Origin of the sequence: Pseudomonas sp. URIL14HWK12:I12 (assembly GCF_003097135.1) — a bacterium.
Lineage (GTDB): Bacteria > Pseudomonadota > Gammaproteobacteria > Pseudomonadales > Pseudomonadaceae > Aquipseudomonas.
Window position 1 is genome coordinate 207,197 of sequence record NZ_QEQL01000001.1, and the last position, 14,585, is coordinate 221,781.

The following is a 14,585-nucleotide window of genomic DNA, read 5'->3' on the forward strand; positions in this document are numbered from 1 at the left end:
CGGGCGCGGTCACTGGAAGTCGGAGAGCGGCGTCAGCTTTTTCTCGCGCGCCAGCTGGAACTCGGTATCAGGGCCATACCATTTGTCCCACAGCGTTTGCAGCTCACCGCTGCTTTCCATGTCTTGGAGGGCTTTGTCGACGGCCTGGGTGAGGGCTTCTTCACCTTTCTTGATACCCAGGCAGTTGGGCTCGAAATGCAGCGCCTGACCGAGAAAGTGCATGTTCTGAGAGCGGGCGTGGAAGCGAATGGCAGCAGGTTCGGTCATGGCCATGCCTTGGGTTTTGCCCTGCTGCAGGGCCATGAAGGCAGACGGTGCGTCCTCGAATGCCACGATGGTGGAGTCGGGCAACTGCTGTCGTGAATACAGCTCCGGGGTAGAGCTTTTGATCGCGCTGATGCGCTTGCCCTTCAGGTCGTCGAAGGTTTTGATGGCCGGGTCTTTGACGAGAATCTTGATTGGCACCTGATAGTAGGCGGCCGAGAAGTTGATCTGTTGCGCCCGTTCCTTGGTGTAGCCCAGCGCCGCAGCGACCACGTCAGCGCGGCCAGAGACCAGAGTGGGGATGCGCGCGCTCACCGAGATACCCTGCAGCTCAGGCTTGACCCCCAAGTGCTGGGCCAGTGCCTTGCACACGTCCACGTCCAGGCCGACGATTTCCCGGGTGGCAGGGTCTTGGTAGCCCAGCGGCACACTGTCGGTAAGCGTGGCACAGCGCAGGGTGCCACGTGCCTTGACGTCCTCAAGCGCATCGGCCATTGCGGTGGAGCAGGCCAGCAGGCCCAATGCAGCGATAAGTGCCCGTTTCATAGTCAGTTCTCTGATGGTGCGTTGGCGGCAGGAATTAAGGCGTACGTTCGGATTGTTGTTATAGCGTCGCTTTACATCAGGGCCTGGCAAGCAGCCTCTATTCGCCGGCAGCCTTCTTCGATCACCTCGGTGGAGGTGGCAAATGACAGGCGCAGGTACGGCGAGAGCCCGTAGGCCTCACCGTGCAGCACAGCGACCTGCGCGGCTTCGAGCAAGTAAGTGCGCACGTCCAGATCCGTTTCGAGCACCTGGCCTTGGGGCGTGCGCTTGCCCAGCAGGCCTGCGCAGTTGGGGAACGCATAGAATGCCCCTTCGATAGGCTGGCAGTGCAAGCCAGGCACTTGGTTCAGGCGTGTCTGGATCAGTTCGCGTCGCTGAGCGAACAGCGCGGCGGCTTGTTCGACAAACGCTGCGCCCTCATCGAGTGCGGCGGTGGCGGCCGCCTGGTTGATGCCGGAGGCGCCCCCCACGCTTTGCGACATCAGCTTGTCCATGGCTTTGATCAAAGCAGCCGGGCCACCTGCGAAACCGATGCGCCAGCCGGTCATGGCGTAGGCCTTCGACACGCCGTTGATTACCAGCGTGCGCCCTTTGAGCGCCGGCGCCAGGGCGGCCGGCGCCGCCAGTGGTTGGCCCAGATAGTTGAAGTGCTCGTAAATTTCGTCGGTCATCAGCCACACGTGCTCATGGCGCAGCAGCACCTCGCACAGCGCCTGCAATTCGCTCTGGCTGTAGATGGCGCCGCTGGGGTTGTTCGGCGTGTTGAGCACCAGCCATTTGGTCCGAGGCGTGATGGCCGCCTCCAATTGCGCGGCGGTGATCTTGAAGCCTTGGGTATCCGGGCATGGCACGGTTACGGCCACGCCGCCATTGAGCTTGACCACGTCCGGGTACGACACCCAGTAGGGTGCTGGAATGATCACTTCATCACCGTCGTCGACCGTACAGCCGAATGCCGTGTAGATCAGCTGCTTGGCACCGGCGCCGACGATGATTTCGTCCAGCCCGAACTCCAGGCCGTTGTCACGGCGAAACTTACGCTGCACAGCCTGCTTGAAGGACGGCGTGCCGGTAGTGGCGGTGTAGCGGGTGTGCCCCGCGAGTGCGGCAGCATGGGCGGCCTGCACCACCCGCTCGGGGCTGTCCAGGTCCGGCTCGCCCGCCGTGAAATCAAGCACGTTCAGGCCCTGGGCCTGCAGCTCGGTGACACGGGCCTTGGCCGCGACACTGGCCGACGGGCTGAAGCGATCGAGGCGGGCGGAGAGGGGGTAGGTCATGTCAGGCCCTTGCAAGGAGGAGGGAAGATGACCGTGAGATTAATCCTCGTATTTCTGGAAAAATAACGATATTTTTTCGCTTTTATCCATCGCATAAAGGCATGAAAGAGGGCGGCAATGATCACTATCAAGCAGGTCGAAGCCGTCTATTGGGTGGCCCGGCTGCGCAGTTTCGAAGCAGCGGCAGACCAGTTGAATACTACGCAGTCGGCGGTCTCCAAGCGCATTCAGGACCTCGAGGCGCGCTATGGCCAGCCCTTGTTCGACCGAAGCGGTCGGCGCGCACTGTTGACCCCGCTGGGCGAGCAGGTTGCACGTTTGGCCGAGCCCTTGCTCGCCCAGCGAGATGTGCTGTTGCAAACCCTTGAAAGCCCCGCCACGTTGCAGCGAAAGCTGCGCCTGGGGGTCACCGAGCTGACTGCGCTGACCTGGCTGCCTGGCCTGGTGCAGGGCATCGGCGAGCACTACCCGAAAGTGGAAATCGTGCCCGAAGTCGATACCAGCCCGGTATTGTTCGCCCGTTTGGAAAGCCATTCGATCGATCTGATCATCGTGCCCGACACCTTCGGCGCCCACCGCTTCGCCAGCCAGTGGCTTGGCGCAGTGGAAAACGCGTGGATGTGTGCCCCTGGCCTGGTCGGGGACGCCGGCGAACTGCCACTGGCCCGCCTGGCCGAGCGTACCCTGGCATTGCAAAGCAGCCAATCGGGCATGGGCCGGGCCTATGGCCACTGGTTCCGCGAGCATGGGGTAGACATCAGCCGCTCGGTCTTCTGCAATAACCTGCTTGCCCAGATCGGCATGGTGGTCAGCGGCCTGGCCACCTCCTACCTGCCTCGGGGCACCTTGCAGCAGATGATCGACCGCCGGAAGCTGGCGGTGCTCCAGGTGACGCCGGTACTGCCACCGCTGGATTATCGTGCCCTTTATCGGGAGGTCGAAGGTGATCCTTTCATTGCTGACATCGTGGAAATAGCCCGGCAGCGGTGTGACTTCAACCGGACTATCATGCACTGAGCTGGCCAACGGGCAGGCCGGGGCGGGCATACTTCGCTTTTTGGTTTTTTTGCGCTTGCGTGAATCGACAATCCTCGGCAAGGTGGCATATTGCCAGTTCACTTGGGAGGCCTCATGAGCCATACCGTATTTCCCAAGCCCTTTGAGGCGATCGGTTGCAATCAGTGCCGTTCCGCCGCAGACCTTGGCTTCCAGATCACGATGGCCTTCCAGCCCATCGTGAATGTAGTAACGGGCAAGCCCTACGCCTACGAGGCGCTTGTTAGGGGCGTCAATGGAGAAAGCGCCGCACAGGTGCTGGCCCAGGTCACGTCGGAAAACATCTACCGCTTCGATCAGCGGTGCCGGGTTCAGGCCATCGAGCAGGCGTCTCGGCTGGGCCTTCAACACCTCGACGATTGCCGGTTGAGCATCAACTTTCTGCCCAATGCGGTGTATCGCGCCAGCACCTGTATCCGTGCCACGCTCGAAGCCACCCGGCAGTTTGGCTTTCCAGCCGACCGGCTGATGTTCGAGGTCACCGAGGGTGAACGGGTGGATGATCCCGACCACCTCAAATCGATTTTCCACGAGTACAGCCGCCAAGGTTTCACAACGGCCATCGACGATTTCGGCTCTGGCTATTCGGGCCTGAACTTGCTGGCCGAATTCCAGCCCGATGTACTCAAACTGGACATGGCGCTGACCCGCCAGATCGACACCGACCCGGTGAAGGCTGCCATCGTCGCGGGTATCGTGCTGGTGGCGCAACGCCTGGGCATCACCCTGATCGCCGAAGGTATCGAAACCCCCCAGGAGCGGGACGCCCTGGCACTGCTGGGGATCGAGCTGATGCAGGGTTATCTGTTCGCGCCGCCGATGATCGATGCGCTGCCTCTGGGCGAGCGCTTCGGGCAAGCCCAGCCGTCTCTTTGAGCCGGCCGAGCCTCGTTCAACTCCGCTGCGAGGCGGCTCAAGCCCCGGAACCGGTCAAGGTCGGCAGGTTCCGCGCCTTATCCCTCAGGGCTGCAATGCCCGTGCTACCGGGTCATCGTCCAGCTCACCTGCGTCATGCAATGAAATACGCGATGTTTCCGGCAAGGCCAAGCCGCCGGCCATGGCCAGCACCGCGATCACGACCAAGTAGAACGCCGGTGCCAGGTTACTTCCGGTAAGGTCAATCAACCAGGTGGCCATCAGCGGTGCCGTGCCACCGAAAATCGTGTAGGCCAGGTTGTAGGTGATCGCCGACGCCGTGTAGCGGGTGCGGGTTGGGAACGTTTCGGACAGCAGCGCGGCGGTGACCACACCACACAGCAGTGCGCCCACTGCCAACAGCAATACGCCAAGAACCGACGCCCCCACGCTGCCGGAGCTGGCCAGCCAGAAGGCCGGGAACACGCTGATCATCACCCATAGGCAGGTAAAGCCCACCGTCTTGCGCCGCCCGACTTTGTCCGAAAACGCCCCGGCGATTGGGCAGGCGGCGGCCGCGAATAGCAGCGCAATAGTCGACACCATCAATGCCTGTGCGCGGGTCAGGTGCCCGACCACCTGCAGATAGGTCGCGAAATAGGTGGTGAACATGTAGAACGACAACGCCGTCAGCGAGATGAAGGCACCCAACCGGCATATGGCGCCGCCATGGTGACGCAGGGTCTGCTTGAGCGGCGAATGGCTGTGCGCCGGTGCTTCGCTCATGGCTTCACGGAACGCGGGTGTCTCCTCCATGCGCCAGCGCAGATAGAGGCCGACGATGCCCAGTGGCGCGGCCACCAGGAACGGAATGCGCCAGCCCCAAGTGTTCATGGCCTCGGCTGGCAGGGTGGCGTCCAGGGTATAGGCAAGCACGGCAGCGCAAGCGAATGCAGAGAATGTCGATACCGGCACAAAGCTGCCGTACCACGCCCGTTTGTGACGTGGTGCATGCTCCATCAGGTAGGCGCAGGCCCCGGCGTATTCCCCGCCTGCTGAAAAACCCTGGATGCAGCGTGTCAGGGTCAGCAGCACAGGTGCCATCAGGCCGATGCTTTCGTAGGTGGGCAGCAGGCCGATCACTGTAGTGGCGCCGGCCATCATCAGGATGGTCAGGGAAAGGATCCGTTTGCGGCCCACTCGGTCGCCGAGAGCGCCGAAGAATACGCCGCCCAGCGGCCGTAGGGCGAAGGCAACGGCGAACACGGCGAAGGTTTTCAGCAGTGCGACGCTGGTATCGCCGCTGGCGAAGAAGGCCTTGGCAATGATCGTGGCAAGAAAGCCGTACACGGCGAAGTCGAACCATTCGACGAAGTTGCCGATGGCGGATGCGGCGATCACCTTACGCAGCGTGGCCGGTGGAACGTGCGGCTCGGTATGTTGCGTCATGAAAGCCCCCTATTGATCGAACGGTAAACCCGATTATCAGTAGGGGGCTAATGATGGCCTGTAGGAAAAGCGGCGTTGAGATAGTCACAAACGCCCTTGGCTGCACAAATCAGGCAATCAGTTGTCGCAGCACGTAATGCAGGATACCGCCTGCCTTGAAGTACTCCACCTCATTGAGTGTATCGATCCGGCACAGCACCTCGACCTCTTCGCGCTCCCCGTTTGTGCGGGTAATCCCGAGGGTAAGGTGCATGCCAGGCTTGAGCTCCTGGCCCTCCAGGCCGCAGATGTCGAAGGTTTCGCGGCCAGTGAGGTTCAGGCTCTTGCGGCTTTGCTCGGAGAGAAACTGCAACGGCAGCACACCCATGCCCACTAGGTTGGAGCGGTGAATGCGCTCGAAACTCTCGGCGATCACTGCCTTGACCCCCAACAGGTTGGTACCCTTGGCCGCCCAATCGCGGCTTGAGCCGGTGCCGTATTCCAGGCCTGCAATGATCACCAGCGCAGTGCCCGCTTCCTGGTAGCGCATCGCAGCGTCGTAGATGGCCATTTTCTCGCCCGAAGGAATGTGCACGGTGTTGCCGCCTTCCTCGCCACCGAGCATCTCGTTGCGGATGCGGATATTGGCGAAGGTACCGCGCATCATCACTTCGTGATTACCACGGCGCGACCCGTAGGAGTTGAAGTCCTTGGGCTCTACGCCATGCTCGCGCAAATAGCGCCCGGCGGGGCTATCGGCCTTGATGTTGCCGGCCGGCGAGATGTGGTCGGTGGTTACCGAGTCGCCCAGTACCGCCAGCGCGTTGGCACCTTTGATGTCGACCACCGGTGGCAGAGGGCCGGCGATGTCGGCGAAAAACGGAGGGTGCTGGATATAAGTCGAATCAGCCTGCCATTCATAGGTGGCAGCTTGTGGCACTGCAATCGACTGCCACTGCGCGTCGCCCTTGAACACATCGGCATACTGCCGGTTGAACATGGACGTCTGGACCTTGGCCACTGCCTCGGCCACAGCCTTCTGGCTTGGCCAGATGTCGCGCAGATACACCGGCTTGCCGTCCTTGCCTTCGCCCAGTGGCTCGCTGCTGATATCCACCTGCACGTTGCCAGCCAGCGCATATGCAACCACCAGGGGAGGGGAAGCGAGCCAGTTGGTCTTGACCAGCGGATGCACACGGCCCTCGAAGTTGCGGTTGCCCGACAGCACCGACGCTACCGTAAGGTCGGCCTCCTGAATCGCTTTTTCAATAGGCGCGTCCAGTGGGCCGGAGTTGCCGATGCACGTGGTGCAGCCGTAGCCGACGAGGTCGAAACCCAGCTCGTCCAGGTAGGGCGTCAGCCCCGCGGCCTCGAAATAATCAGTCACGACCTTGGAGCCCGGGGCGAGGGAGCTCTTGACCCAGGGCTTGCGCGCCAGGCCTTTCTCCACCGCGTTCTTGGCCAGTAACCCAGCGGCCATCATCACGCTGGGGTTGGAGGTGTTGGTGCAACTGGTGATGGCAGCAATCACCACTGCGCCATTGCGCAGCGAATGGCTTTTCCCGGCCAAGCTGTAGGTGGCTTCGCCGGCCTGGGCAGCATTGCCCACGGCCACGCCGCCGCCACCTTCGCTTTCCAGGCGGCCTTCTTCCTTGCTCGCCGGCTTGAGCTGCAGGCCCATGAAGTCGTTGAAAGCCTGGGCCACTTGCGGCAGCGGCACGCGATCCTGAGGGCGCTTGGGCCCGGCAAGGCTCGACTCCACCGTCGCCATGTCCAGCGCTAGCTGCGCGCTGAATACCGGCTCCTGGCCGGGCAGCCGCCACAGGCCCTGAGCTTTGCAGTAGGCTTCTACACGCTGCACGGTTTCGTCACTGCGGCCGGAGAGGCGCAGGTAATCCAGGGTGACGTCGTCGACCGGGAAGAACCCGCAGGTGGCGCCATACTCCGGTGCCATGTTGCCCAACGTGGCCCGATCGGCCAGCGGCAGCTCAGCCAGGCCGTCGCCATAGAATTCGACGAATTTTCCCACTACACCTTTTTTGCGCAGCATCTGGGTCACTGTCAGCACCAGGTCGGTGGCGGTGATCCCTTCACGCAGCTTGCCCGTGAGTTTGAAACCCACCACCTCGGGGATCAGCATGGAGACGGGCTGGCCGAGCATGGCCGCCTCTGCCTCGATGCCGCCCACCCCCCAACCCAGCACACCCAGGCCATTGATCATGGTGGTGTGCGAATCGGTGCCTACCAGCGTGTCAGGGAAAGCATAGGTGCGGCCATCTTCTTCCTTGGTCCACACAGTCTGCCCCAGGTATTCCAGATTGACTTGGTGGCAAATGCCCGTGCCCGGCGGCACGACGCTGAAGTTGTCAAAAGCGCTTTGGCCCCAACGCAGGAACGCGTAGCGCTCGCCGTTACGCTGCATCTCGATGTCGACGTTTTCCTCGAACGCTTGCGGCGTTCCATAAGCGTCGACCATCACCGAGTGGTCAATGACCAGGTCCACCGGGGAGAGGGGGTTGATCTTCTGTGGGTCGGCGCCTGCGCTGGCAACCGCAGCGCGCATGGCCGCGAGGTCGACTACGGCCGGCACCCCGGTGAAGTCCTGCATGAGTACCCGCGCCGGGCGGTACTGGATCTCCCGATCAGAGCGCCGCTCTTTGAGCCAGCCGGCCAGGGCCTGGATGTCATCACGGGTCACGCTGGTACCGTCCTCGAAACGCAGCAGGTTTTCCAGCAGCACTTTGAGCGACATCGGCAATCGCTGCAGGTCACCCAGGCTTTTGGCGGCTTCCGGCAGGCTGTAATAGTGGTATTCACGCCCGCCGGCTTCGAGGGTGCGAAGAGTGTTCAGGCTATCGTGGGAGGGCATCGCGAAAGTCTCCTGCGCGGCCCGCACGGCACGGGCCTTGATGGGTTTGGTCTTTGAAAGTGGACTTCCCCGGCGCGCCAGCGGTTCCGAATTCATTTATCATCCGCGCCTTTAGCGTCTCAGGGTTTTCCATGAACACGTTGTTTATGCATTGCCGGCCGGGGTTTGAGGCCGAAGTGTGCGCCGAGCTCAGTGACCTGGCAGCGCACGCTGGCGTGGCCGGCTATGCCAAAGGCCGGCAGCACAGTGCCTGCGCCGAATTCGTCTGCAACGACGCCCAAGGCGCCACAACATTGATGAAGCAGCCGTTCAGCGGCCTGATCTTCGCGCGCCAGTGGGCCCGGGGTAGTTGGGTGACGCTGCCGGAGACCGACCGCATCAGCGTGTTGCTGGCTGCGCTGGCCGACTACCCGGTATGCAGCAGCCTGTGGCTTGAAATGGCCGATACCAATGACGGCAAAGCCCTGGCTACGTTCTGCCGCAAGTTCGAAGGGCCCTTGCGCAAGGCACTGGCCCAGGCGGGCCGGCTGGTCGAAGGGGGCACCGGCCCCCGCCTGTTGCTGACCGTGCAAAGCGGGCGGCAGGTCTTCGTCGGGATCGCCGAAGCCGACAATTCGGCGCTGTGGCCCATGGGCATTCCCCGGCTGAAGTTCCCTCGCGAAGCCCCAAGCCGTTCGACCCTGAAGCTCGAAGAAGCCTGGCACCAGTTCATCCCTCGCCAGCAATGGGACGAGCGCCTGCATGGCGACATGACCGCCGTCGACCTTGGCGCTGCACCCGGCGGCTGGACCTACCAGCTGGTGCGCCGCGGCATGTTGACCACCGCCGTCGACAATGGCCCGATGGCCCAGAGCCTGATGGACACGGGGCTGGTCCGCCACCTGATGACCGATGGCTTCACTTACGTCCCTAAACCTGCGGTCGACTGGATGGTCTGCGATATCGTCGAGAAGCCTGCGCGGAATGCCGCCCTGCTCGAAACCTGGTTGGGGGAGGGCTACTGCCGCGAGGCAGTGGTGAACCTGAAGCTGCCGATGAAGCAGCGCTACGCCGAGGTCAAGCGTTTGCTCGAACGCATCGAGGCAGGTTTCAAGGCTCGCAAGGTGAAGGTGAGCATCGCCTGCAAGCAGCTGTACCATGACCGTGAGGAAGTGACCTGCCATCTGCGCCGGCTCGACCACTGAATGACTGACCTGCTGCGTTACCTGGAACCTCCGCCTCTCTGGCGCCTTGGAGAGGCCTGCTCACCGGGCAACGCGCTCGAACCTCGGATACTCCCATGCCCGAACACCTTATAGAAGATGCCCTGCTCGACGCCTCTGGCCTGAACTGCCCAGAGCCGGTGATGATGCTGCACCAGAAAGTCCGCGACCTTCCCGCTAGCGGCGTGCTCAAAGTAATCGCCACCGACCCGTCGACACAGCGTGACATTCCCAAATTCTGCACCTTTCTGGGCCACGAGCTGGTGCGCCAGCAGGCCGAAGGTGGCACCTACCTCTACTGGATTCGCAAAGGGGCCTGAGACGCCATGCTGATCGTCGTCGACGAAAACATTCCTCTGGCCCATGAATTCTTCGCAGGGTTTGGCCAGCTCCGCCGCGTGCCGGGCCGTGAAATCCGCCGGGAGCATTTGCAGGGCGCCGATGCGCTGATCGTGCGCTCGATCACCCGGGTCGACCGTGCGCTGCTCGAGGGCACATCGGTGCGCTTCGTGGGCACTTGCACCATCGGCACCGACCACCTTGACCTGCCTTGGCTGGCGCAGGCCGGTATTGCCTGGGCCAGCGCCCCAGGCTGCAATGCCCGGGGTGTGGTCGAGTACGTGCTGGGTAGCCTGCTGGTGCTGGCCGAGCGTGAAGGCTGCGAGCTGGCTACGCGCACCTATGGGGTAGTGGGCGCGGGCCAAGTGGGGGGGCGGCTGGCCAGCGTGCTGCGCGCGCTGGGCTGGCAAGTGCGGGTCTGCGACCCAGTGCGCCAGGCGGCGGAGGGTGGGGAGTATGTCGACCTCGACACGCTCTTGGCGCAGTGCGATGTGATCAGCCTGCATACCCCGCTGAGCCGTGACGGTGAGCACCCTACCTGGCATTTGCTCGATGCCCAGCGTTTACGGGCATTGCGCCCCGGTAGCTGGCTGATCAATGCGGCACGGGGCCCAGTGGTCAGCAACCTGGCGCTCAAGCAGGTGCTGGCCGAGCGACCGGACCTGTCGGCGGTGCTCGATGTCTGGGAGCACGAACCGAGCGTCGACCGAGAGCTGGCCGCGCGCTGCCTGATCGCAACGCCGCACATCGCCGGCCACAGCCTTGACGGCAAGCAGCGCGGCACCGCGCAAATCTATCAGGCCTTTTGCCGCTGGCTGGGCGCCGAAGAAACGGTGAAGCTTTCCGACCTGCTGCCTGAGCCGTGGCTGCAGGGCGTTCGCCTGCACCCAACCTGCAGCCCGCAGTGGGCGTTGGCCACGCTGTGTCGGGCCATTTACGACCCGCGCCGTGACGATGCCGACCTGCGCCGGAGCCTGGTGCCTGATGACGCAACCCAACGCGCCGGTTTCGACCATTTACGCAAGGCCTACCCGTATCGCCGTGAAGTCGAGGGGCTGGATGTTCACGTCGAACGCCCCAGCGACGCGTTGCGCCAAGTGATCGATGCGCTGGGTGCACGCTGCGTGCATCCATAGCCTACAGTTTTACTGGAAGGTGCCGACACGGTAAGGAACGGCGCGTTTTCACGCGCGCTCCTACAACTTCCAGTGCAACGAGGGCACATGGCGTCGATCAAAGGGTTGGGTGAACGCCTGCGTGCAATGATGGACCTTCCTCGGGATGACCCGCGGCTGCTTCGCGCGCAATACACCGCTCTGGGCCGGCAGCTGCCGATGATGTATTTCATCCTGGTGGTCAACACCTGGGTTCTGGTGGCCACCCACATCCACCTAGCCCCCGCGGCGCTCACATTGGCGATGCCGACGGTGCTCACGGCCGTGAGCATCTGGCGGACCCTTTACTGGTGGCGCCGACGTGGGATTGTGCCGGACGACCGCGAGGTGCACGGTGCCCTGATGCGCACCGGCGTGCTCTCGATACCAGTGGCAGTGGGTTTCACGGCCTGGGCCCTGTCGCTGTATCCCTACGGCGATGACTATGCCCGCGTGCATGTCGCCTTTTTCATGGCAATTACGGTGATTGGCTGCATTTTCTCAATGATGCATCTGCGTCGAGCGGCCTTGATCACCACCGCTGTAGTAGACACGGCGTTTGTATTTTTCTTCATCAACACCGGCGTCCCCGTGCTAGTGGCGTGCGCGGTCAATATCCTGTTGGTATCGATCGCGATGCTGGTGATCCTGCATAACCACTACACCACCTTTACCCGTCTGGTTGCCGAACAGGCACGTAGCGAACAGCTCAGCGACGAAAATCTGCGCCTGGCGCACGAAGACAGCCTCACCGGGCTACCCAATCGCCGGCAGTTTTTCATTGCCTTGGAGCAAGCACTGGCGCGTGCCCGCCTCGAGGGGACGCGCTTGGCCGTGGGCATCCTCGACCTGGATGGTTTCAAGCCGATCAACGACCTGTACGGCCATAGCGTCGGGGACCGCCTGCTGGTGCAGGTAGGCGAGCGGTTGAGCACGCTGGTCGATCGGCGCACCCGGGTGGCTCGACTGGGTGGCGATGAATTTGCCCTGATCATCGAGCAGGTGGAGAGTGATGCTCAGTTGCTCGCTTTCGGCCAGTTGATCTGCCAAGTGTTGGCGGTACCAATCACCCTCACTGACGTCCCGGTGCAGATCGGTGCTTCGCTGGGAGTGGCTACCTTTCCGGACCGTGCCACCGACGCCGAGCAGGCCTTCGAATTTGCAGACTATGCGCTTTACCAGAGCAAACGCAGCCAGCGCGGGCAGGTGTCGGTGTTCAGCGAGCAGCACCAGTCGCAACTGCAGCGCGACATCCTCACGGAACAGGCCCTGCGACGCGCCGACCTTGATGCCGAACTGGCGGTGGTCTTCCAGCCGATCATTGCGCTGGACGGCCGGGGCACCGTAGCGTTCGAAGCACTGGCGCGCTGGCACAGCCCGCACTTGGGCTTCGTGCCGCCGGGGCAGTTCATCGCCGTGGCCGAGCGCATCGGCATGATCAATCAGCTGACCGTTCCGCTGCTACGCAAGGCCTTGGCAACCGCTAGCCAGTGGCCGGCCGAGGTACGGCTGTCGTTCAACCTTTCTGCACGCGATTGCGGTTCGCCCAAGGCTGCACAGGTGTTGATCGATGTGATCCGCGCCAGCGGTTTCGATCCCGTTCGTCTGGACCTGGAAATCACTGAAACCGCCGTGATGCAGGATCTGCAGCAGGTGCAGGCGGTCATCGCGATGTTCCGTGGCATGGGCTGCGGGATTTCCCTGGACGACTTCGGCACTGGGTATTCGAGCCTGTCGCAGTTGCACGCGCTGGCATTGACCAAACTGAAGGTAGATCGCAGCTTCGTCAGCGACATGCACATCAACCCGGCCAGCTTCAAAATCGTTAAGTCGCTGCTGGCACTGAGCGCCGACATGCAGCTGGACTGCATCGTCGAAGGGGTGGAAAGTGCGCAAGAGCTCAGCGCGCTGGAAAGCCTGGGGGCCAAGCTGGTGCAAGGTTATTACTTCGCCAAGCCGATGCCCGCTCAACAGACGTTGGAGTGGCTGGAAACACCCATCTGTGCGATCCAGTGAGGGTTTTTGGCCATTGCGAACCGCAGTGAGCTCACCGTCATCGTGCTCGCCTTCCAACGCCTCGCTGAACCGGCTTAGCGCATGCCCTAGGGTTGGCGGTCTCGGCCAGCGGCCAATTCGACCGCCCGGTGGGTAAGGGCCCCTAGCGTTTTCAAGCCATTGACATAACGATCATCCAGCACCTGTGCGCAGGACAGGCGGATGCAGTGCTTGTACCGGGCGCCTTGCGAATACACCTGCCCCGGCATGATCACCACTGCTTCGGCGAGCGCGGCTCGAAACAGCGCCAGGCTGTCTACCTCGGCCGGCAATTCGAGCCAAAGCAGGAAGCCGCCCTCCGGTTGGGTGGCCCGGGTGCCTTCAGGGAAATAGCGCGCGATCAGCCCCCGCACACTGGCAACCTGTTGTTCATAGAGCCTGCGAATGCTGCGAAGGTGATGATCGTAGTGCCCGCTCTGGAGAAACGCCGCCAGCGATTGGCACAGCAGTTCGGACTCCCCGCCACTGGAGGCGAACTTCAGATGGCGCACGGCCGTGGCATAGCGGCCGGCGTCGATCCAGCCCAGCCGGTAGTCCGGGGCGATGGCCTTGGAAAAGCTCGAACACACCAGCACCCAGCCTTCGCTGTCGAAGGCACGCGCCGCCGGTGCAGGCGGCTCGGCGTACTGCAGCTCGGAATAGACCATGTCCTCGATCACCGGCACTTGATGCTGCTGCGCCAGGGCTGCAAGGCGTTGCCGGCTGCTCAGGGGCATATTGCACCCCAGCGGGTTATGCACGGTGGGCATGCACACCAGTGCATCGATACGGCCTTGGGCCATGGCCTGTTCCAGCTCATCCATCACCAGGCCGTGACGGGGGTGGGTCGGCAGTTCAAGCGCTTTGAGGCCAAGGCTTGAGAGCAGGTCGTAGATATTGAAGTAGGCCGGGGCCTCGATGCCGACCGTGTCGCCTGGGCGGGTACAGGCGCGCAGCGCCAGTTGCAGCGCCTCCATGGCGCCATGGGTGATGACGATGTCTTCGGCGCGCAGTGCCATGCCCAGGCGCTGCGCGCGCAGGCGCACCTGCTCGCGCAAGGCCAGTGGGCCGGGGGGCAGAGCGTAGCGGCTCAACCAGTCGGGTTGCTGGCGCAACACCTGGGCAGTGACCTTGGCCAACCGTTCTTGTGGGTAGAAGCGCGGCCCCTTGGGAATAGCCAGGGCCAGGTTCAGCATGCCGGGTTGGGCCTGCGCCTCCATCACTTCGGCCAGCAACTGCTGCTGCGCGCTGCCCTTGACCTGGCTGGGTTGCCTGCGAAGCGAAGCGCTGGGCTCGGCCAGCACGCTGCGCACGTAGAAGCCCGACTGAGGCCGCGCCGCGATCAGCCCCTGGTCTTCCAAAAGCCGGTAGGCCGCCGTCACCGTGTTCAAGCTCAGCCGGCGCTGGCTGGCGCATTCGCGCAGCGACGGCAAGCCGCTGCCTGCGGGCAGGCGACCTGCATGGATGGCCTGCGCCAGTTCATCGGCCAGGGCCTGGTAGCGGGTACGAGGGGTGAGGGAAGTGCTCATGGCGGCGGCTCGGCTGGCGGGGAACTGTCACC

Annotated in this window: 11 protein-coding genes; 6 read left to right on the plus strand and 5 right to left on the minus strand. The window is 63.0% G+C overall.

Annotated elements, in window-relative coordinates; translation table 11 throughout:
- Positions 1–9: 9 nt before the first annotated feature.
- Together F474_RS00935 and F474_RS00940 are read right to left on the minus strand one after the other, a co-directional pair.
- On the minus strand, positions 10–810 hold the full coding sequence (locus tag F474_RS00935) for a transporter substrate-binding domain-containing protein (RefSeq protein WP_097086535.1): 801 nt from the start codon (positions 808–810) through the stop codon (positions 10–12).
- A 71-nt stretch (positions 811–881) separates the two neighbouring features.
- Positions 882–2,087: an aminotransferase class I/II-fold pyridoxal phosphate-dependent enzyme gene (locus F474_RS00940; protein ID WP_097086537.1), complete on the minus strand. Its 1,206-nt coding sequence runs from the start codon at positions 2,085–2,087 to the stop codon at positions 882–884.
- A 117-nt stretch (positions 2,088–2,204) separates the two neighbouring features.
- Here F474_RS00940 and F474_RS00945 point away from each other — a divergent pair, with 117 nt between their 5' ends.
- Positions 2,205–3,104 carry a LysR family transcriptional regulator gene (locus F474_RS00945; RefSeq protein ID WP_097086539.1) on the plus strand — a complete coding sequence of 300 codons (900 nt, stop codon included), beginning with the start codon at positions 2,205–2,207 and terminating at the stop codon, positions 3,102–3,104.
- A gap of 114 nt (positions 3,105–3,218) precedes the next feature.
- Positions 3,219–4,019: an EAL domain-containing protein gene (locus F474_RS00950; protein ID WP_097086540.1), complete on the plus strand. Its 801-nt coding sequence runs from the start codon at positions 3,219–3,221 to the stop codon at positions 4,017–4,019.
- Positions 4,020–4,103: 84 nt separating this feature from the next.
- Here F474_RS00950 and F474_RS00955 read toward each other — a convergent pair whose 3' ends face one another.
- Together F474_RS00955 and acnA are read right to left on the minus strand one after the other, a co-directional pair.
- On the minus strand, positions 4,104–5,447 hold the full coding sequence (locus tag F474_RS00955) for an MFS transporter (protein WP_097086542.1): 1,344 nt from the start codon (positions 5,445–5,447) through the stop codon (positions 4,104–4,106).
- Positions 5,448–5,556: 109 nt separating this feature from the next.
- Complete coding sequence (acnA, locus tag F474_RS00960) at positions 5,557–8,295, minus strand: aconitate hydratase AcnA (protein ID WP_097086544.1); 2,739 nt, start codon at positions 8,293–8,295, stop codon at positions 5,557–5,559.
- A 131-nt stretch (positions 8,296–8,426) separates the two neighbouring features.
- Here acnA and rlmM point away from each other — a divergent pair, with 131 nt between their 5' ends.
- From rlmM to F474_RS00980, 4 genes are all read left to right on the plus strand, one after another.
- Positions 8,427–9,479: a 23S rRNA (cytidine(2498)-2'-O)-methyltransferase RlmM gene (rlmM, locus tag F474_RS00965; protein ID WP_097086547.1), complete on the plus strand. Its 1,053-nt coding sequence runs from the start codon at positions 8,427–8,429 to the stop codon at positions 9,477–9,479.
- 95 nt (positions 9,480–9,574) lie between these two features.
- Positions 9,575–9,817 (plus strand): sulfurtransferase TusA, encoded by a 243-nt coding sequence (tusA, locus tag F474_RS00970; protein ID WP_097086549.1) that lies wholly within the window; start codon positions 9,575–9,577, stop codon positions 9,815–9,817.
- Between the two features lie 6 nt (positions 9,818–9,823).
- A complete protein-coding gene (gene pdxB / locus F474_RS00975; protein ID WP_097086550.1) occupies positions 9,824–10,972 on the plus strand; it encodes a 4-phosphoerythronate dehydrogenase PdxB in 1,149 nt (382 codons plus the stop codon).
- A gap of 87 nt (positions 10,973–11,059) precedes the next feature.
- Positions 11,060–13,006, plus strand: coding sequence for a bifunctional diguanylate cyclase/phosphodiesterase (locus F474_RS00980; protein ID WP_256577797.1), 1,947 nt, complete (start codon positions 11,060–11,062; stop codon positions 13,004–13,006).
- Between the two features lie 86 nt (positions 13,007–13,092).
- On the opposite strand, the gene F474_RS00985 is transcribed toward F474_RS00980, so the two are convergent.
- Positions 13,093–14,553 (minus strand): PLP-dependent aminotransferase family protein, encoded by a 1,461-nt coding sequence (locus tag F474_RS00985; protein ID WP_097086552.1) that lies wholly within the window; start codon positions 14,551–14,553, stop codon positions 13,093–13,095.
- Positions 14,554–14,585: the final 32 nt, after the last annotated feature.

What these genes read in the sequence shown, in the direction of transcription:
- pdxB (WP_097086550.1), top strand. Translation starts at nt 9,824, where the DNA reads ATGCTGATCGTCGTCGACGAAAACATTCCTCTGGCCCATGAATTCTTC.
- F474_RS00980 (WP_256577797.1), top strand. Translation starts at nt 11,060, where the DNA reads ATGGCGTCGATCAAAGGGTTGGGTGAACGCCTGCGTGCAATGATGGAC.
- F474_RS00950 (WP_097086540.1), top strand. Translation starts at nt 3,219, where the DNA reads ATGAGCCATACCGTATTTCCCAAGCCCTTTGAGGCGATCGGTTGCAAT.
- F474_RS00985 (WP_097086552.1), bottom strand. Translation starts at nt 14,553, where the DNA reads ATGAGCACTTCCCTCACCCCTCGTACCCGCTACCAGGCCCTGGCCGAT.
- F474_RS00940 (WP_097086537.1), bottom strand. Translation starts at nt 2,087, where the DNA reads ATGACCTACCCCCTCTCCGCCCGCCTCGATCGCTTCAGCCCGTCGGCC.
- acnA (WP_097086544.1), bottom strand. Translation starts at nt 8,295, where the DNA reads ATGCCCTCCCACGATAGCCTGAACACTCTTCGCACCCTCGAAGCCGGC.
- F474_RS00955 (WP_097086542.1), bottom strand. Translation starts at nt 5,447, where the DNA reads ATGACGCAACATACCGAGCCGCACGTTCCACCGGCCACGCTGCGTAAG.
- F474_RS00935 (WP_097086535.1), bottom strand. Translation starts at nt 810, where the DNA reads ATGAAACGGGCACTTATCGCTGCATTGGGCCTGCTGGCCTGCTCCACC.
- tusA (WP_097086549.1), top strand. Translation starts at nt 9,575, where the DNA reads ATGCCCGAACACCTTATAGAAGATGCCCTGCTCGACGCCTCTGGCCTG.
- rlmM (WP_097086547.1), top strand. Translation starts at nt 8,427, where the DNA reads ATGAACACGTTGTTTATGCATTGCCGGCCGGGGTTTGAGGCCGAAGTG.
- F474_RS00945 (WP_097086539.1), top strand. Translation starts at nt 2,205, where the DNA reads ATGATCACTATCAAGCAGGTCGAAGCCGTCTATTGGGTGGCCCGGCTG.